The following is an 18447-nucleotide window of genomic DNA, read 5'->3' on the forward strand; positions in this document are numbered from 1 at the left end:
TCAATCATTGCGCCAAGTCAGGAGTCATTCAGGACTCGGCTGTATGATGTTGCGCAATATTTAGTAATAGAATCTTTGATCCGTTTCCCCGGCCAGCCGCCTCCAGGATAAGACCATGTCCGACCCGCAGCCCTTGACTCCCCTGGAACCGGAAAAGTCTTCCGCCTCATTGGGCGAGCAAGCCCGCGCGATGGGCCTCAAAGCCAATCGTTTCGTTGCCCTCACGGGACTGCAAGGCAAAGGTCTGGCATTGGTGGTCGGGTTGCTGGCGTTTGTCTGGATCGTCGGTGGCATCTACAAGGTCCAGCCCGACGAGCAAGGTATCGTCCTGCGCTTCGGCAAATGGGTCGACACCACCGAGGCGGGTTTGCATTACCACCTGCCCTTCCCTATCGAAACGGTGTTGCTGCCCAAGGTCACCACGGTCAACCAGCTGCAATTGGGCCACGCTCCCGCGCTCGGCCTGAACGACAGCAGCCTGTCCCGCGACAAGCAGATGCTCACCGGCGACGAGAATATCGTCGAGGCCGATTGCGCGGTGTTCTGGCGGATCAAGGACGCCGGGCAGTTTCTGTTCAGCATGGACAAGCCCGAATTCGCCATCAAGCTGGCCGCCGAAAGTGCCCTGCGCGAAGTGATCGGGCGCACGCCGATCCAGGCGGCCCTGTCGGACAAGCGCCAGGAGATCGCCGAGGAAACCAAGACCTTGTTGCAAGGCTTGCTCGACGATGAAAAAGCCGGCGTGCTGATCACCCAGATCCAGTTGCAGCGCGTCGATCCGCCACCGGCGGTGATCGATGCGTTCAACGATGTGCAGCGGGCCCGGGCCGACCAGGAGCGCGCGCGCAACGAGGCCGAGTCCTACGCCAACGACATTCTTCCGCGGGCCAGGGGCGAAGCGTCCCATATCAACCAGGAAGCCGAGGCCTACAAGGCCCAGGCGGTCAATCTGGCCGAAGGCGACGCGAAAAGCTTCCTGGCGGTGTATGAAAGTTATGCACAGGCCAAGGAGGTGACCAGCTGGCGGCTGTATATGGAAAGCACCGATGAAGTGCTGAAAAAAGCCTCCAAGGTGATCATCGATACGTCCGGCAAAGGTGTCTCGGGCGTGGTGCCCTATATGCCGCTGTCGGAACAGGACAAGCGCCCGGCCAAGGAGCAGACCCGATGAAACCGCGGATTCGTATGGCCCTGGTGATCCTCGCGCTGGTTGTCCTGTGGACCCTCGGCGCCTCGCTGTATACCGTCGATGAAGCCCAGCAGGCCCTGGTGGTCCGGCTCGGCGCGCCGACCGCGCCGGTGCGTACGCCGGGGCTGAAACTCAAGGTGCCGCTGATCGACACCGTGATCTATTACGACACCCGCATCCTGACCCTGGCACCGCCTTCCGAGCAGGTGATCCTCGGTGACCAGAAACGCCTGGAGGTGGAAACCTATGCGCGTTATCGCATCGTCGACCCGCTGCGTTTCTATCAGGCCCTGCGTACGGTGGACCAGGCCAATGCGCAACTGGCCCAGTTGGTCAGCTCGTCGCTGCGCCGCGAGCTGGGGCAGGTGATGCTCAAGTCGCTGTTGTCCGCCGAGCGGCCGAAGATTGTCGAGCATATCCAGAGCGAGGTGGTGGAGAAGGCCAGGCCCCTGGGCATCGAGGTCACCGAAGTGCGTTTTCATCGCGCCGACCTGCCGTTCGAAACCAGCCAGGCGATCTATGACCGGATGAAATCCGAGCGTCAGCGCGAGGCCAAGGAGCTTCGCGCCCAGGGCTTCGAGTGGGCGCAACAGATCCAGGCCAATGCCGAGCGGGAACGGGCGGTGCTGATCTCCGAGGCGCAACGGCAAAGCCGCATCACCCATGGTGAAGCCGATGCCCTGGCGAACCAGATCTCGTCCCAGGCGTTCAACAAGGACCCCGAGTTCTACAAGCTCTACCGCAGTCTGCAGACCTATCGGCAGTCCTTGTCCGAGTCCGCGCCGACGCTGGTGCTGTCACCGGATACGGCGTTCCTCAAGGATTTCAAAAGTGGCCCGCAGGTGAATAGCCGACCCTGACACCCACCGAGGGTTGATGAACGGTTTTTTTGCCATCCACGGACGCACGCCATGAGCCGGGAACAGACATGATGCCAAGCATTTCAATCCGCTCGAGCCGGCTGCGCTTGATGGCCGCCGCCGTCGGCCCGGGGCTGGTGGTGATGCTGGCGGACACCGAGGCCGGCAGCGTGATCACCGCCGCGCAGAGCGGTGCGCAATGGGGCTATCGGCTGCTGTTGCTGCAGTTCCTCATTATTCCGTTGCTGTATACCGCCCAGGAACTCTCGATCCGCCTGGGGCTGGGAACGGGCAAGGGCTTCGGTGAACTGGTGCGCCTGCGGTTTGGTCGTGGCATTGCGTTGTTGTCCCTGGCAACGCTGGTGCTCAGTTGTTTCGGTGCCCTGGTCACCGAATTGAGCGGGCTGGCCGGGGTCGGCGAGCTGTTCGGCGTACCGCTATGGGAAACCATCGGCGTGTTGGTGGTGCTGATTTTCGCGATGGTCTGTACCGGCTCCTACCAGGGTGTCGAACGTATTGCGATTTGCCTGGGCCTGTTCGGCGTGGCCTTTATCGCCGTGGCCTGGAACGCTCACCCTGACCCTCGGAAAATCGCGGCGCAGTGGTACCAGATGCCATTTCACGACAGTTCCTACCTTTACCTGGTGGCCGCCAACCTGGGTACCAGCGTCATGCCGTGGACGGTGTTCTACCAACAGTCGGCGCTGATCGACAAAGGCCTGGGCGCCCGGCACCTGAAAGCGGCGCGCATCGAAACCTTTCTCGGCGCGACCCTCTGCCAGATGCTCACGGCTGCCGTGGTGATTGCCGCTGCGGCGTGTTTCAACCGCTCCGACGCGTCCTTCACCTTGACCAGCGTGCCGCAACTGGCCGATGCCTTTACCGCTTCCCTGGGCCAGACAGTCGGGCGCGGGGTTTTTGCGATGGGGCTGGCCGGGGGCGCGCTGGTGGCCACCATCGTGGTTTGCCTGACCGTGGCCTGGGGCGTCGGCGAGGCCACTGGCCGACGGCATTCCCTGGAGCAGCGTCCCGCCGACGCCCCCTGGTTCTACGCGGCATTCGGTGCCATGTTGCTGGGGGCCGGGGTGCTGGTGGGTTCCGGGGTCAATCTGGTCGAACTGTCGATCTTCACCGGGGTGGTCAACGCATTGTTGCTGCCGGCGGTACTCGGCCTGCTCTATTGGCTGGCCCGTACGCAGTTGGCCGGTGCGTTCAGGTTGCAGGGTTGGTATGCGCGGGTGGTGGGCCTGGTATTCGGATTTGCCTCCCTCGCAGGTCTGTTCTGTGGTGTCGGAGGTTTTTTGAATTGATGACGATGGTTGCGGGAGCGGCAAGATGATCGGCTTGGATACCGGTATGCAGGGGATCAACCTGACGTTGCAGGTGTTCCTGCTCGACCTGCTGCTGAGCGGCGATAACGCCGTGGTTATCGCCCTGGCCTGCCGCCACCTGCCGGCCCGGCAGATGCGCCAGGCGCTGTTCGCCGGGATGGGCGTGGCGGTCGGGTTGCGGATCCTGTTCACCTCGGTGATCAGCCTGTTGCTCAAGGTGCCTTGCCTGAAACTGGCAGGCATGGTCGCGCTGGTAGTCATTGCCATCAAGTTGTTGGTGGGGGAAGAAGACGCCGAACACTTGCCGCAGCGTCCGGGGTCGACACTCTGGTCGGTGGTCGGGCTTATCGTCTTTGCCGACCTGACCATGAGCCTGGACAATGTGGTGGCCCTGGCCGCCGTCGCCCAGGACAACATCGGGATTCTGGTGCTGGGGTTGCTGCTGAGCATCCCGATGTTGATGTACGGCAGTTTATTTGTGACCGGGTTGTTCAAGCGTTATCCCTGGTTGATCCCGGCGGGCGGCGCCTTGTTGGGCTGGGTGGCCGGGGATATCGGCATGTCCGACCCGCTGATCGCCGATTGGGTGGCGACCCAGGCACCGGGCCTGGTGCTGGCGATGCCGCTGGCCTGTGCGATTTTTGTGTTGGTGGAGAGCCGGATCATCCAGCGCAACCTGCGTTTGCTGCCCAGGCCCGAGCCGGTTTTGCGCCATGCCCCCATGGATGAGCCTGTGCTCGCCGAACCGTTGGCGGCCAGTGTGGTTCGGGTGGTCGCGGCGGCAGAGGATATCCCTGGGGTTCGTGAACCCATGACCGCCGAGTTACTCCCTCCCGAGGTGCCTTTGCCGCCTGTGGATAACTCTCCTGTCGAGCCTTTGCCAGGCGAATCCAGCCGCAAGCGCCGATGGTACTGGGCCGGGGCGTTGGCGGCGGTTCCGCTGCTGGCGTATATCGGTTATTCGGTGATCTATGTCGGCATCATCAACAGTGGCTATATGCCGACGCCCAGGCTGTTGAGCAGCTACGAGTGCCCTGGTTTGAACGGGCCGTTCGTCTTCTTCTACCAGCATGGCAAGGACACCGTGCGTATCCACAGCAGCGCTGGTTCGCTCGACGGCGCACTGATCAAGGGCCGGCTGGAGTGGATCAACGCGACCCGGGCCTCTTCGATGCTCGGCTTTACGCCGCCCCAGGAAATCACCAATGATGATGCCACCTCCATTCGCATCAATGGGGGGAGCTTTTCGCAAATGGTTTGTTTCAAAAAAGACCAGGTGATCGAGGTGGGGAGGAACTGAGAGTGTGCTCCACTTGAATAAAAACCAAGGAGCCGACGATTCGATGTCAGATACCACCTTGCTCTCCAGACAACTCCCCCTCTTTGAGCGAGAAGGCGAGCCAGAGCCCGGTATTGGAAAAATACCGATGGTATCTGGAAAATATAGCGATTTTATTGTTTACGTTGACGAAAGTGGCGACCATGGAATGCAAACACTGGATGCAAACTATCCAATGTTTGTGCTGGCTTTTTGCATTTTTCACAAGCGATATTATTGTGAAAAAGTTATTCCTGCGCTACAAAAATTCAAATTCAATCATATGGGGCATGATCTGATAGGGCTCCATGAGTTGGAAATACGAAAAGAGAAAGGTGCTTTTTCCAGCCTATTTGTCTCTCGACAACATAAAAACGAATTCCTGAACGAACTCACGAGCATCATTGACGCGAGTAATTTCATATTGATCAGCTGTGTGATTGATAAGATGAGCTTGCGCGAGCGGCAGGGAGCCGCACAGAATCCCTATCATCTAGCTCTGGGCTTCTGCTTGGAAACTCTTTACGAGTTTCTTGAGGAAAAGCGACAGACAGGTGTTTTGACGCATGTCATTTTTGAGCGCAGGGGAAAAAGGGAGGATAACGAACTGGAGTTGGAGTTTCGCCGTATGTGCGATGCTGCTAACAAGTTGAATATACAACTTCCCTTTGAAATAATTTTTGCCACTAAGCAGGTTAACTCCACCGGTTTGCAATTGGCGGATCTTGTCGCCAGACCAATTGGAATGAGCGTATTGCGCGCAGGACAAGAGAACCGTGCATTCGATGTGCTCAAGCGCAAGTTCTACTGCAGTGGTGGGCGTGAGAATGTGGGAACAGGTTTTGAAAACTGGGGCCTGAAGATTTTTCCCGTTCCAGAAAGCGAAAAGCCCCGATGAAACTCACCGAGGCTGCGACGCCGACCGGGATCCCCCAGTCCATTTGGCGCAGAGTCTAGGTTGACGTCTACTGACTGTCAATGATGCACATCTGCTGAACCGCCTCTTCTTATGGTGCCAGCAACACACCCTGCTCACTCGCACACAACGCCAGCAGAAAATCCCACACCACCCGCAAGCGCACGGACTTATGCAATTCCCGTCGGGTGCTGATCCAGTAGCTGCGCTGGATGGTCTCCTCCGGGAGCACGCGCACCAGCTGCGGGTCGCCCTTGGCCATGTAGTTGGGCAGCACCGCAATGCCCAGCCCGGCCCGCGCCGCCTGTTGCTGGGCAATGACGCTGGTGCTGCGAAAAATCACATTCGGTGTGCGGCAGAAGTTGTTGAGGAACAGCAGCTCCTCGCTGAACAGCAGGTCGTCGACATAGCCGATCCAGTTGTGCTGCGACAGATCATCCCGGTTCTGCAAGGCCGGCGCCCGGGCGAGGTAGTCCGGGCTGGCATACAGCGCCAGGCGATAGTCGGTCAGTTTGCGAGTGATCAACAGGTCGGCATTCGGTCGGTCAAGGTGGATGCTGATTTCCGCCTCGCGGTTGAGGATGCTGACGAAACGCGGCACTGCCACCAGTTCCACTTCCAGTCCCGGATAACGTTCGTACAGGCTGCCCATGCGCGGGGTGAGAAACATGATGCCGATCCCTTCGGTCACTCCCAGGCGAATCTTGCCCAGGGGCGCGATGGCCTGGGTGATTTCCTCCTGGGCCAGCAAGGCAACGTTTTCCATGGCCTCGGCATGCTTGAGCAAGGCCTGGCCCGAGGGCGTCAGCTCGTAGCCCTGGGCGTGCTGGACAAATAGTGCGGTGCCCAGGCTCTGCTCGATGGTCTCGATATGCCGGGCCACGGTGCTGTGGGTGGTGTTCAGTCGCTTGGCCGCGGTCAGCAGACGTCCGCTGCGCTGCAGCTCGAGAAAAAAACGCAGGTCGTTCCAGTCGAACATGGGGCTTCCTTGTGAATCACGGGGTTCACGGCCTTGCTTGAAAACGCACAGTACTTGCGCAAAAACGAAGGTTTTCATCTCGAAACTAATCAATAACATGAAGGGAGACAAGAACAATAAAAAAGGCGAGGTTGCCTATGTCATCCGCCCACCTGCCCTATGACTACGTGATAGTCGGTGCCGGGCCCGCTGGCTGTGTGCTGGCCAATCGGCTGTCCGCCGACCCGCAGAAAAATGTCCTGCTGCTCGAAGCCGGCGGCCAGGATAACTACCCCTGGATTCATGTGCCGGTGGGGTATCTCTACTGCATCGGCAATCCCCGTACCGACTGGTGCTTCAAGACCGAAGCGCAACCCGGCCTGCAAGGCCGCAGCCTCGGCTACCCGCGCGGCAAGGTGCTGGGCGGCAGCTCGTCGATCAATGGCATGATCTATATGCGTGGCCAGGCCGGCGACTATGATCGCTGGGCCGCGCAAGGTAATCCGGGCTGGGCCTGGAACGATGTCCTGCCGTTGTTCAAGCGCAGCGAAAACCATTTTGGCGGTGCCAGCGAATTCCACAGCGACCAGGGCGAGTGGCGGGTCGAACAGCAGCGCTATTCCTGGCCTATCCTCGATGCCTTCCGCGATGCCGCCACAGAAAACGGTATTGCCAGCGTCAGCGATTTCAACGCGGGCGATAATCAGGGCTGTGGATACTTTCAGGTCAACCAGCGTTCCGGTGTGCGCTGGAATTCGTCGAAAGCTTTTTTGCGGCCAATCCTCAAGCGTCCCAACCTGACGATCCTGACCGGTGTCCAGGTTGACCGGGTGAACCTGGAAAACGGCCGCGCCTGTGCCGTCGTCGCGCGTTGGCAGGGTGAGGAACATGTGTTCAATGTTCGGCGCGAGATTGTCCTGTGCGCCGGTTCGGTGGGTTCTCCCGGCATTCTCCAGCGTTCGGGCATCGGCCCGCGGCCCTTGCTGGAAAACCTCGGCATCGCAGTGCGCCACGAACTGCCGGGGGTCGGCGGCAATCTGCAGGATCATCTGCAACTGCGCCTGATCTACAAACTCAGCAATGCCCGCACCCTCAATCAGGTCGCCAATAGCCTGTGGGGCAAAGTCGGCATGGGCCTGCGTTATCTCTACGACCGCAGTGGTCCGTTGGCCATGGCTCCCAGCCAGTTGGGGGCGTTCGTGAAGTCCTCGCCGGAGCGGGCCTCGGCCAATTTGCAGTACCACGTGCAGCCCTTGTCGCTGGAGCGCTTCGGCGAACCGCTGCATCGGTTCCCGGCCTTCACCGCTTCGGTATGCAACCTGCGCCCCTTGAGCCGGGGGCGGATCGATATTCGTTCGGTTGATCCCGATGTGGCGCCCTTGATCGATCCGAATTACCTGAGCCATCCCGAGGATCTGAAAGTCGCGGCCGAGGCGATCCGGCTGACCCGGCGCATTGTCGACTCCCCTGCCCTGCGGCGCTTCAAACCCGAGGAATACCTGCCCGGGGCGGCGCTGCAAACCGAAGAACAGTTGCATGAGGCGGCCGCGCGGATCGGTACGACGATCTTTCACCCGGTGGGCACCTGCCGGATGGGCAATGGCGCACTGGATGTGGTGGATGCCCGGCTGCGGGTGCACGGCGTGCCGGGGTTGCGGGTTGCCGATGCGTCGATCATGCCGAATATCGTCTCTGGCAATACCTGTTCGCCGACGGTGATGATTGCCGAGAAGGCGGCGCAGATGATTCTGGCGGATGTCTCGGCCATTTCTGATATTCAAGCAGCACAGATCCCGGCGGGCACCTAGCATCCATACAGCAAAAAGCGGATTCCAGTGGCGGTCAGCCGGAATCCACAGTGGAACAACAACAATAATCACTGTGGCCCCCAGGGCCGAGGACATGGCAAATGTCGGACTACATCGAGCAACAGCCCGTGCGCGTTATCGCGAACACCGGCCGGGAAGAACGAAAGATCATTTTTGCGTCATCCCTCGGGACGGTTTTCGAGTGGTATGACTTTTTTCTCTATGGCGCCCTGGCGGCGGTGATCAGCAAGCAGTTCTTTGCAGGGGTCAACGACACCACGGCGTTTATCTTCGCCCTCATGGCCTTTGCCGCGGGCTTCCTGGTCCGGCCTTTCGGTGCCCTGGTATTCGGGCGCCTGGGGGATATGATCGGGCGCAAATACACCTTCCTCATGACCATCATCCTGATGGGCCTTTCCACCTTTGCCGTCGGCCTGTTGCCGACCTACACCAGCATCGGCATCGCCGCGCCGATCATCCTGGTCCTGCTGCGCATGCTCCAGGGCCTGGCGCTCGGCGGTGAATACGGCGGCGCCGCGACTTACGTGGCCGAGCACGCACCGACCGGCAAACGCGGTTCGTATACCGGCTGGATTCAATCCACCGCGACCCTGGGCCTGCTGCTGTCCCTGCTGGTGGTACTCGCCAGCCGTTATATCAGTGGCGATCAGTTCGAAGTCTGGGGCTGGCGCCTGCCGTTCCTGCTGTCGATCTTCCTGCTGGCGATTTCCACCTGGATCCGCCTGAGCATGCACGAGTCGCCGGCCTTCGTGAAAATGAAGGCCCAGGGCAAGGTCAGCCGCTCGCCGATCCGTGAATCCTTCGGCTCCTGGCAGAACCTGAAGATCGTCCTGACCGCCCTCTTCAGCATCAACGCCGGGCAGGCGGTGACCTTCTACACCGCGCAGTTCTACGTGCTGTTCTTCATGACCCAGATGCTCAAGATGGACCCGACCCAGGCCAATACCCTGCTGATCATCAGCGTGGTGATCGGTGCGCCGTTCTTTGTGCTGTTCGGCTGGCTGTCGGACAAGATCGGTCGCAAGCCGATCCTGATGTTCGGCCTGTTGCTGGCGACCGTGTGTTATTTCCCGCTGTTCAAAGCCTTGAGCCATTACGCCAATCCGCAGATCGACGCGGCCAGCCGCCAGGCACCGATCGTGGTGCTGGCCGATCCGGCAAGCTGCACCTTCCAGTTCGACCCGGTGGGCAAGGCGCGTTTCGACAGCCCGTGCGACAAGGTCAAGACCTTCCTGGTCAAGCAGGGCTTGCCCTACAGCTCGCAAGCCGCGGCACCGGGGACGAATGTGATGGTCTCGGTGGGAGAACAGAAGATCAGCGGGTACGACGAAGCGGCGATGCGTTCGGCAATCACCACGGCGGGTTATCCGGCCAAGGCCGATAGCGCGTCAGTGAATGAGCCGATGGTGGTGCTGCTGATCGTCTTGCTGATTCTGATTGCCACCATGACCTATGGCCCGCTGGCGGCGGTGATGGTCGAGCTGTTCCCGACGCGCATCCGCTACACCTCCATGTCGCTGCCCTACCATATCGGCAACGGCTGGTTCGGCGGGTTCCTGCCCACGGTGTCCTTTGCGCTGGTGGTCTACACCGGGGATATCTTCTATGGGCTGTGGTACCCGGTGCTGGTCACCGGAGTCAGCCTGGTGGTGGGGTTGTTCTGCCTGAAGGAAACCAAGGGCGTGGATCTGGACAAGGTCTGAGGTTGCCGACGACTTTGCAGACACCACGAAACCTGTAGGAGCAGGGCTTGCCCGCGAAGCTTTTAGCGTCCTTGCGGGCCCCTTCGCTGGCAAGCCAGGCTCCTACAGAGTTGTGGCGATCTCAAAGGCCTCTTCGTCGCTAATCGAGCGTCGAGCGGTGGACCCTATTTCAGTTTGAAAAACCGGCATCAAAGCCGGTTTTTTTATCGCCCGAAAAAACTTATGCACGATTTACGGCAGAAAGTCATACAGAGAAATAAGCAATAAAATCATATGCTTACATCGTATTTCTGAAAGAAATCAAAATCTTGTGCACAAGTTATCCACAAACCCATCAAATGGCGACAGGCGTCTCTACCGCCGGCGCCGGCGGCAATGAGCCCATGTCCCGCTGGGTCTGCTCGTTCCAGGCCTGGACCCGGTCATTGAGCTCGGCAATCGCCCGTGGCCCGCTGCCCTCGGCCATCATCGGCTTGCCGATCACCACCGTGATGGTGCCGGGTTTCTTCAGCCAGCCGGTCTTCGGCCAGAACTTGCCGGCGTTGTGGGCAATCGGCAGCACCGGCAGATCGGCGTTTACCGCCAGTGCCGTACCGCCCCGGGAGAACTTGCCGACCGTTCCGAACGGCACACGGGTGCCTTCCGGGAAGATCAGCACCCAGACATTGTCCTTGAGCAACTCGTCGCCCTTTTTCGCCACATGCTTGAGCGCTGCCTTCGGGTTGTCCCGGTCAATGGCGATCGGCCGCAGCATGGCCATGGCCCAGCCGAAGAACGGCACATACAGCAACTCACGCTTGAGCACCTGGCTCAATGGCGAGAAATAGGCCGAGAGGAAGAAGGTTTCCCAGGTGCTCTGGTGATTCGACAGAATCACGCAAGGGCGCTCGGGCACATTCTCCGCGCCCTGGATATCGACCGTGATGCCGAGGAAGACCTTGGTCAGCCACAGGGCACAACGGCACCAGTACACATTGATAAAGCGATAACGTGCCTTGAACGGCAGGAACGGCGCGATAAAAAAGCTCAGGGAGCACCACAACAGCGAACTGGTGCCCAGCAGCAGGTAAAAGAAAAAGGTTCTGATGGCCTGCAGGATCGACATAGCGGCATTTACCGTTGCGGGCATTGCCCGCCTATAAAAAGCGCTTCCCGAACAGTCCTTGGTCAGGAGGTCAGAAGAGCTTCAGTTGTGGATAAGTTCTGCGGCAACCGCCGCCAGATCGTCAAAAACCAGGGTGCCCACCGGCAGGGTTTTACCCAGTGTCTTTTCGCCTTTACCGGTTTTTACCAAAACAGGCTGACAGTCGACGGCCCGCGCCGCCTCCAAGTCACCGAGGGTGTCGCCGACAAACCATAGACTAGCCAACGACACCCCGTAATGCTCGGCGATGGTACGCAACATGCCGGGCTTGGGTTTGCGACAGGCGCAACCCTCATCCGGCCCGTGCGGGCAATACACCACCAGCCCCAGCGTACCGCCCTGTTGCGCCACCAGCGAACGCAGGCGCTCGTGCATGGCTTCCAGGGTGGCGATGTCGTAGTAGCCGCGAGCAATGCCGGACTGGTTGGTGGCCACCGCCACCGTCCAACCGGCCCTGCTCAACTGCGCGATGGCTTCGATCGCGCCGGGGAGCGGAATCCATTCCTCCACCGACTTGATGTAGGCGTCGGAGTCCTGGTTGATCACCCCGTCCCGATCGAGAATCAGCAGCTTCAAGACGCGCCCTCAGCCCAGCAGCGAAATATCGGCGACACCCAGGAACAGGCCTCGCAGACGCGCCAGCAGCGCATAACGGTTGGCGCGGACCTTGGCGTCCTCGGCATTGACCATCACCGCTTCGAAGAACGCATCCACCGGCTCGCGCAGGGCGGCCAGGCGTGCCAGGGATTCGTTGTACTGACGCGCCGCGGCCATCGGCTGGACCGCCTGGTCCGCCTGCTGGATCGCCGCGTACAGCGAGAACTCGTTGGCGTTGTCGAAGTACTTGGCTTCCACGGTGCCCGGGATGCTGCCTTCGGCCTTGCTCAGCAGGTTCGATACACGTTTGTTCACCGCTGCCAGGGCAGCCGCTTCCGGCAACTGGCGGAATTTCTGCACAGCTTGGACGCGTTGGTCGAAGTCCAGCGCCGAACCCGGCTTGAGGGCACGGACCGACAGGTAGGTCGCCACGTCCACGCCTTCGTCTTCGTAACGGGCACGCAGACGGTCGAAGATGAACTCCAGCACCTGGTCGGCCAGGCCGGCGGCCTTGACCCGGGCACCGAAGGCCTTGACCGCGAACTCGACGGTCTCGATCAGGTCGAGGTCCAGCTTCTTGTCGATCAGGATGCGCAGCACGCCGAGGGCGGCACGACGCAGGGCATAGGGGTCCTTGCTACCGGTGGGCAGCATGCCGATGCCGAAGATCCCGACCAGGGTGTCGAGCTTGTCGGCAATCGCCACCGCCGCACCGGTCAGGGTGCCTGGCAGTTCGGCGCCGGCACCGCGGGGCATGTACTGTTCGTTCAGGGCCAGGGCCACGTCTTGCGGCTCGCCGTCATTGAGGGCGTAGTAGTAACCGGCGACACCTTGCATCTCCGGGAACTCGCCGACCATCTCGGTGGCCAGGTCACATTTCGACAGCAGGCCGGCACGGGCCGCGCGCTGGGCGTCGCCGCCGATGCGTGGGGCGATGAAAGCGGCCAGCTTGGAAACACGTTCGGCCTTGTCGTAGACGCTGCCCAGTTTTTCCTGGAACACCACGTTCTGCAGGCGCAGGTTGAACTGCTCGAGCTTCTGCTTCTTGTCCTGCTTGAAGAAGAACTCGGCGTCGGTCAGGCGCGGGCGAACGACTTTCTCGTTACCGGCGATGATCTGTTGCGGGTCCTTGCTCTCGATGTTGGCGACGGTGATAAAGCGCGGCAGCAGCTTGCCGTCGACGTCCAGCAGGCAGAAGTACTTCTGGTTGTCCTGCATGGTGGTGATCAGGGCTTCCTGGGGCACGTCGAGGAAACGTTCCTCGAAGGAGCACACCAGCGGCACCGGCCATTCGACCAGGGCGCTGACTTCGTCGAGCAGGTCCGCCGGCATGATCGCCGTGCCTTCCTGCTGGGTCGCCAGCTCGGTGGTGCGTTGGCTGATCAGCTCGCGACGCTCGCTGGCGTCGGCCAGTACATAGGCGGCACGCAGGTCGCTCAGGTAGTTGGCCGGCGAGGTGATGCGCACGCTTTGCGGGTGATGGAAGCGGTGACCACGGGAGTCGCGACCGGCTTTCTGGGCGAGGATGGTGCAGTCGATGACCTGGTCACCGAGCAGCATTACCAGCCATTGGGTCGGACGCACGAACTCTTCCTTGCGCGCGGCCCAGCGCATGCGCTTGGGAATCGGCAGGTCGTTCAGCGAATCCTCGACAATGGTCGGCAGCAGGCTGCTGGTCGGCTTGCCCTGGATGCTCTGGGTGTAGCGCAGTTTCGGCCCGCTCTGGTCGATTTCGCTCAGTTCCACGCCGCATTTCTTGGCGAAGCCCAGGGCGGCCTGGGTCGGGTTGCCTTCGGCGTCGAAGGCGGCCTGGCGTGGCGGTCCGTCGAGGTTGATGCTGCGGTCCGGCTGCTGGGTTTGCAGCTGGGTCAGCAGTACCGCCAGGCGGCGTGGCGCGGCGTAGACCTGTTTGCTTTCGAAGCTCAGGCCGGCGCTTTGCAGGCCCTTTTCGATACCGGCGAGAAAGGCCTCGGCCAGGGTATTGAGGGCCTTGGGTGGCAGCTCTTCCGTGCCCAGTTCAACCAGAAAATCTTGAGCACTCATTGTGCTGCCTCCAACTTAGCCAACACTTCGTCACGCAAATCCGGGGTCGCCATCGGGAAGCCCAGTTTGGCCCGGGCCATCAGGTAGGCCTGCGCCACGGAACGGGCCAGGGTACGGACCCGCAGGATGTACTGCTGACGCGCGGTGACCGAGATCGCCCGGCGTGCATCCAGCAGGTTGAAGGTGTGCGAGGCCTTGAGGACCATTTCATAGCTCGGCAACGGCAGCGGCTGGTCCAGCTCGATCAGGCGCTTGGCTTCGCTTTCATAGAAATCGAACAGTTCGAACAGCTTCTCGACGTTGGCGTGTTCGAAGTTGTAGGTCGACTGCTCCACTTCGTTCTGGTGGAACACATCGCCATAGGTCACCTTGCCGAACGGACCGTCGGCCCAGACCAGGTCATAGACCGAATCGACGCCCTGCAGGTACATCGCCAGGCGTTCCAGACCATAGGTGATCTCGCCGGTGACCGGGTAGCACTCGATGCCGCCGGCCTGCTGGAAGTAGGTGAACTGGGTGACTTCCATGCCGTTGAGCCAGACTTCCCAGCCCAGGCCCCAGGCGCCGAGGGTCGGCGATTCCCAGTTGTCCTCGACGAAACGGATGTCGTGCACCAGCGGGTCGAGGCCCACGTGCTTGAGCGAGCCCAGGTACAGTTCCTGGAAGTTGTCCGGGTTCGGCTTGAGGACCACCTGGAACTGGTAGTAGTGCTGCAAGCGGTTCGGGTTTTCGCCGTAGCGGCCGTCAGTCGGGCGGCGGCTGGGCTGTACGTAGGCGGCGTTCCAGGTTTCCGGGCCGATGGCGCGCAGGAACGTGGCGGTATGAAAGGTGCCGGCGCCTACTTCCATATCGTAGGGCTGAAGTACCACACAACCTTGCTCGGCCCAGTATTGCTGGAGGGCGAGGATCAAGTCTTGGAAGGTACGCACGGCTGGCGTAGGCTGGCTCACGAAATTCACCTGTTACTTGGGCTGCGATTCAAAAGGCGGGAGTATACCCGATTCGGCCACGCGCACGCCCCCTGGAGCCTTATGCCACGCTGCTTTTGGTGCAACGACGATCCTTTGTACATGGCCTATCACGATCAGGAGTGGGGCGTGCCGCTGCACGATGGGCGGCGTCTGTTCGAGTTGCTTTTGCTCGAAGGGTTCCAGGCCGGTTTGTCGTGGATCACCATCCTGAAGAAACGCGAGCACTATCGGAAGGTGCTGTTCGGTTTCGATGTGCACAAAGTCGCGGCCATGGGCGACGCCGATATCGAGCAATTGATGCTCGATCCGGGGATCATCCGCAACCGCCTGAAACTCAATGCCGCGCGGCGCAATGCCCAGGTCTGGCTGACGCTGGAGGACCCGGTGGCGCTGCTCTGGTCCTTTGTCGGCGGGGTGCAGAAAATCAATCATTTCCAGGTGCGCGGCGAGGTCCCGGCCGTCACGCCCGAGGCCGAGGCCATGAGCAAGGCCTTGAAGAAACTCGGATTCAAATTTGTCGGCCCGACCATCTGCTACGCCTTCATGCAGGCCTCGGGCATGGTCATGGACCACACCACCGATTGTGATCGCTACGCCACATTGGCCACGCCACGGTTACAATAGCCGGCTGATAACAAGCTCGATCACGACAGGAGTGGCCTGTGGACAAGTTTAAAGGCGCCATGCTGGTGGGGGCGTTGCGGTTGTTTGCCCTGCTGCCCTGGTGTGCTGTGCAACGGGTGGGTGCGGCCATCGGCTGGATGATGTGGAAGCTGCCCAATCGTTCCCGCGACGTGGTGCGGATCAACCTGGCGAAATGTTTTCCGGAGCTCGACCCGGTGGCCCGCGAGCAGTTGGTCGGTCGCAGCCTGATGGGCATCGGCAAGTCCTTTACCGAAAGCGCCTGTGCCTGGATCTGGCCGGCCCATCGCTCGATGGAGCGGGTCCGTGAAGTCGAAGGCCTGGACATCCTCAAGGAGGCCCTGGCCTCGGGCAAGGGCGTGGTCGGCATCACCAGCCACCTGGGCAACTGGGAAGTGCTCAATCACTTCTATTGCAGCCAGTGCAAGCCGATCATTTTCTACCGTCCGCCCAAGCTCAAGGCGGTGGACGAACTGTTGCGCAAGCAGCGGGTGCAGTTGGGCAACCGGGTGGCCGCCTCCACCAAGGAAGGCATCCTCAGCGTGATCAAGGAAGTGCGCAAAGGTGGTGCGGTGGGCATTCCCGCTGACCCGGAACCGGCCGAATCCGCCGGGGTATTCGTGCCTTTCCTTGGCACCACGGCGCTGACCAGCAAGTTCGTGCCCAATATGCTTGCCGGCGGCAAGGCGGTGGGGGTGTTCCTCCACGCGCTGCGCCTGCCCGACGGTTCGGGTTTCAAGGTGATCCTCGAAGCTGCGCCCGAAGCCATGTACAGCACCGATACAGAGACCTCCGTGGCCGCCATGAGCCAGGTGGTGGCGCGTTATGTGCGGGCTTATCCGGACCAGTACATGTGGAGCATGAAGCGCTTTCGCCGACGTCCGGCGGGTGAGAAGCGCTGGTATTGAAACAGGATTGGCATGATCTGTGGATAAGTCAGCGACGGGGATTTATCCACAGATGTATTTTCAGGACGCAGTAGATGTCCAATAACAAGAATTCTCTACGCATCAAGATCCAACACCCCAGCATCGGCGAGTGCCTGGGGCACACGCGCAATCTATCCAGTAAAGGTGTGTATGTGACGCACCCGAGCTTGTCGCGCCTGACCACCGGCGCGGTGGTCTATGGCCAGGTGCAGGGTCTGCCCGCAGTGGCGCCGCGGATTCGGATGGAAGTGGTCCGGGTCGACGCCGACGGCATCGGCCTGCGCTTTATTGATCTTTGAGCGCGGCTTTTTCGAGTTTTTTCAGAAACACCGTCATTTCCTTTTCCGCCTGCTTGTCGCCATGGGCGCGGGCAGCTTCCAGTCCCTGTTCCCACGCCTCTCTGGCGGCGGCATTGTCGCCCGCGGCCTGATGCGCCTTGCCCAGCAGTTTCCAGGCGGCGGAGTATTTCGGGTCGAAACCGACGCAGCGTTGCAGGTGTTCGGCGGCCTTGGTGTTTTCCCCAAGGTCCAGGTAACCCTTGCCGAGGCCGAAGCGCAGCAGCGAGTTATCCACACCCTTGGCGAGCATTTTTTCCAGTGATTCGAGCATGGTGATCCTCGGTATGGGTCAGAAAAAGCTCAGGCCGACATGAAACAGCTTTTCCACATCGCGGATCTGTTTTTTATCCACAAGGAACAGGATGACATGGTCGCCGGCCTGGATCACCGTGGCATCGTGGGCGATCAGTACCTCTTCGTCGCGAATGATCGCACCGATGGTTGCCCCTGGCGGCAAGGCGATATCGGCGATGGCCCGACCCACCACCTTGCTCGACTTCGCGTCGCCATGGGCAATCGCCTCGATGGCCTCCGCCGCCCCGCGCCGTAGCGAGTGCACGCTGACGATATCGCCCCGGCGCACATGGGCCAGTAACGTGCCGATGGTCGCCAGTTGCGGGCTGATGGCGATATCGATCTCGCCGCCCTGGACCAGGTCGACATAGGCCGGGTTGTTGATCAGAGTCATGACCTTCTTCGCCCCCAGACGCTTGGCCAGCAGCGACGACATGATGTTGGCCTCATCGTCGTTGGTCAGGGCCAGGAACACATCGGTGTCGGCAATGTTCTCTTCCAGCAGCAGGTCGCGGTCCGAGGCGCTGCCTTGCAGCACCACGGTGCTGTCCAGGCTGTCCGAGAGGTGGCGGCAACGGGCCGGGTTTTTCTCGATGATCTTGACCTGGTAACGGCTTTCGATGGCTTCGGCCAGCCGTTCGCCGATCTGCCCGCCGCCAGCGATAACAATGCGCTTGTAGCGCTCGTCGAGACGGCGCATTTCGCCCATCACGGCGCGAATATGGGCCTTGGCGGCGATGAAAAACACTTCGTCGTCGGCTTCGATCACCGTGTCGCCACGGGGCATGATCGGCCGGTCGCGGCGGAAGATCGCCGCCACCCGGGTGTCGACGTTGGGCATGCGTTCGCGCAACTGGCGCAGTTGTTGCCCCACCAGCGGCCCGCCGTAGTAGGCCTTGACCGCCACCAACTGGGCCTTGCCTTCGGCGAAGTCGATCACCTGCAAGGCCCCCGGGTGTTCGATCAGGCGCTTGATGTAGTGGGTGACCACCTGCTCGGGGCTGATCAGCACATCCACCGGAATCGCGTCGTTGTCGAACAGTCCGGCGCGGGTCAGGTAGGCCGCTTCGCGGACCCGGGCGATCTTGGTCGGGGTGTGGAACAGGGTGTGGGCGACCTGGCAGGCGACCATATTGGTTTCGTCGCTGTTGGTCACCGCCACCAGCATGTCGGCGTCATCCGCCCCGGCCTGGCGCAGGATGGTCGGAAACGAGGCGCGGCCCTGCACGGTGCGGATGTCCAGGCGGTCGCCGAGGTCGCGCAGGCGCTCGCCGTCGGTGTCGACCACGGTGATGTCGTTGGCTTCGCTGGCCAGGTGTTCGGCCAGGGTGCCGCCGACCTGGCCGGCACCGAGGATGATGATTTTCATCGGGGCGCTCCGTTGT

Annotated in this window: 17 protein-coding genes; 10 read left to right on the forward strand and 7 right to left on the reverse strand. The window is 61.0% G+C overall.

What is annotated here, in order from left to right; all coding sequences use genetic code 11:
- Nucleotides 1-115 precede the first annotated feature (115 nt).
- The 5 genes from hflK (at nucleotide 116) to M5C71_RS21175 (ending at nucleotide 5596) form a co-directional block, all read left to right on the forward strand.
- On the forward strand, nucleotides 116-1171 hold the full coding sequence (gene hflK / locus M5C71_RS21155; protein WP_177103984.1) for an FtsH protease activity modulator HflK: 1056 nt from the start codon (nucleotides 116-118) through the stop codon (nucleotides 1169-1171).
- Entirely contained in the window at nucleotides 1168-2049 is an 882-nt protein-coding gene (locus M5C71_RS21160) for a protease modulator HflC (protein ID WP_103497181.1), read from the forward strand. Before hflK ends, M5C71_RS21160 begins: the two co-directional genes overlap by 4 nt.
- Nucleotides 2050-2120: 71 nt before the next feature.
- Entirely contained in the window at nucleotides 2121-3359 is a 1239-nt protein-coding gene (locus M5C71_RS21165; RefSeq protein ID WP_248768655.1) for a divalent metal cation transporter, read from the forward strand.
- Nucleotides 3360-3384: 25 nt separating this feature from the next.
- Nucleotides 3385-4680 carry a TerC family protein gene (locus M5C71_RS21170; protein WP_248768656.1) on the forward strand — a complete coding sequence of 432 codons (1296 nt, stop codon included), beginning with the start codon at nucleotides 3385-3387 and terminating at the stop codon, nucleotides 4678-4680.
- A gap of 43 nt (nucleotides 4681-4723) precedes the next feature.
- On the forward strand, nucleotides 4724-5596 hold the full coding sequence (locus tag M5C71_RS21175) for a DUF3800 domain-containing protein (RefSeq protein WP_248768657.1): 873 nt from the start codon (nucleotides 4724-4726) through the stop codon (nucleotides 5594-5596).
- Between the two features lie 109 nt (nucleotides 5597-5705).
- Here M5C71_RS21175 and M5C71_RS21180 read toward each other — a convergent pair whose 3' ends face one another.
- Nucleotides 5706-6593, reverse strand: a complete 888-nt coding sequence (locus M5C71_RS21180; protein ID WP_248768658.1) for a LysR family transcriptional regulator — start codon at nucleotides 6591-6593, stop codon at nucleotides 5706-5708.
- Nucleotides 6594-6730: 137 nt separating this feature from the next.
- Here M5C71_RS21180 and M5C71_RS21185 point away from each other — a divergent pair, with 137 nt between their 5' ends.
- On the forward strand, nucleotides 6731-8380 hold the full coding sequence (locus M5C71_RS21185) for a GMC family oxidoreductase N-terminal domain-containing protein (RefSeq protein WP_248768659.1): 1650 nt from the start codon (nucleotides 6731-6733) through the stop codon (nucleotides 8378-8380).
- A 101-nt stretch (nucleotides 8381-8481) separates the two neighbouring features.
- Entirely contained in the window at nucleotides 8482-10104 is a 1623-nt protein-coding gene (locus tag M5C71_RS21190) for an MFS transporter (RefSeq protein ID WP_103497186.1), read from the forward strand.
- A gap of 334 nt (nucleotides 10105-10438) precedes the next feature.
- Here the strand turns inward: M5C71_RS21190 and M5C71_RS21195 are convergent, their stop codons facing one another.
- The 4 genes from M5C71_RS21195 to glyQ are packed head-to-tail and all read right to left on the reverse strand — an operon-like array spanning nucleotide 10439 to nucleotide 14838.
- Nucleotides 10439-11233 (reverse strand): lysophospholipid acyltransferase family protein, encoded by a 795-nt coding sequence (locus M5C71_RS21195; protein ID WP_177103967.1) that lies wholly within the window; start codon nucleotides 11231-11233, stop codon nucleotides 10439-10441.
- A 57-nt stretch (nucleotides 11234-11290) separates the two neighbouring features.
- Entirely contained in the window at nucleotides 11291-11824 is a 534-nt protein-coding gene (gmhB, locus tag M5C71_RS21200; RefSeq protein WP_177103965.1) for a D-glycero-beta-D-manno-heptose 1,7-bisphosphate 7-phosphatase, read from the reverse strand.
- 9 nt (nucleotides 11825-11833) lie between these two features.
- On the reverse strand, nucleotides 11834-13888 hold the full coding sequence (gene glyS / locus M5C71_RS21205; protein ID WP_248768660.1) for a glycine--tRNA ligase subunit beta: 2055 nt from the start codon (nucleotides 13886-13888) through the stop codon (nucleotides 11834-11836).
- Nucleotides 13885-14838 carry a glycine--tRNA ligase subunit alpha gene (gene glyQ, locus M5C71_RS21210; protein WP_053253611.1) on the reverse strand — a complete coding sequence of 318 codons (954 nt, stop codon included), beginning with the start codon at nucleotides 14836-14838 and terminating at the stop codon, nucleotides 13885-13887. Before glyQ ends, glyS begins: the two co-directional genes overlap by 4 nt.
- Before the next feature lie 81 nt (nucleotides 14839-14919).
- On the opposite strand from glyQ, the gene M5C71_RS21215 reads away from it, so the two are divergent.
- The 3 genes from M5C71_RS21215 (at nucleotide 14920) to M5C71_RS21225 (ending at nucleotide 16729) form a co-directional block, all read left to right on the forward strand.
- Nucleotides 14920-15483, forward strand: a complete 564-nt coding sequence (locus M5C71_RS21215) for a DNA-3-methyladenine glycosylase I (RefSeq protein WP_248768661.1) — start codon at nucleotides 14920-14922, stop codon at nucleotides 15481-15483.
- A 38-nt stretch (nucleotides 15484-15521) separates the two neighbouring features.
- Nucleotides 15522-16409: a lysophospholipid acyltransferase gene (locus M5C71_RS21220; protein ID WP_103497191.1), complete on the forward strand. Its 888-nt coding sequence runs from the start codon at nucleotides 15522-15524 to the stop codon at nucleotides 16407-16409.
- Nucleotides 16410-16483: 74 nt separating this feature from the next.
- Nucleotides 16484-16729 carry a PilZ domain-containing protein gene (locus M5C71_RS21225; RefSeq protein WP_100939945.1) on the forward strand — a complete coding sequence of 82 codons (246 nt, stop codon included), beginning with the start codon at nucleotides 16484-16486 and terminating at the stop codon, nucleotides 16727-16729.
- On the opposite strand, the gene M5C71_RS21230 is transcribed toward M5C71_RS21225, so the two are convergent.
- Together M5C71_RS21230 and trkA are read right to left on the reverse strand one after the other, a co-directional pair.
- On the reverse strand, nucleotides 16716-17039 hold the full coding sequence (locus tag M5C71_RS21230) for a hypothetical protein (protein ID WP_103497192.1): 324 nt from the start codon (nucleotides 17037-17039) through the stop codon (nucleotides 16716-16718). The two genes, M5C71_RS21225 and M5C71_RS21230, sit on opposite strands and share 14 nt — an antisense overlap.
- Nucleotides 17040-17057: 18 nt before the next feature.
- Nucleotides 17058-18431, reverse strand: a complete 1374-nt coding sequence (gene trkA / locus M5C71_RS21235) for a Trk system potassium transporter TrkA (RefSeq protein ID WP_103497193.1) — start codon at nucleotides 18429-18431, stop codon at nucleotides 17058-17060.
- Between the last annotated feature and the right edge of the window lie 16 nt (nucleotides 18432-18447).

It is taken from the genome of Pseudomonas sp. MWU12-2345 (assembly GCF_023242385.1).
Classification (GTDB): domain Bacteria; phylum Pseudomonadota; class Gammaproteobacteria; order Pseudomonadales; family Pseudomonadaceae; genus Aquipseudomonas; species Aquipseudomonas gingeri_D.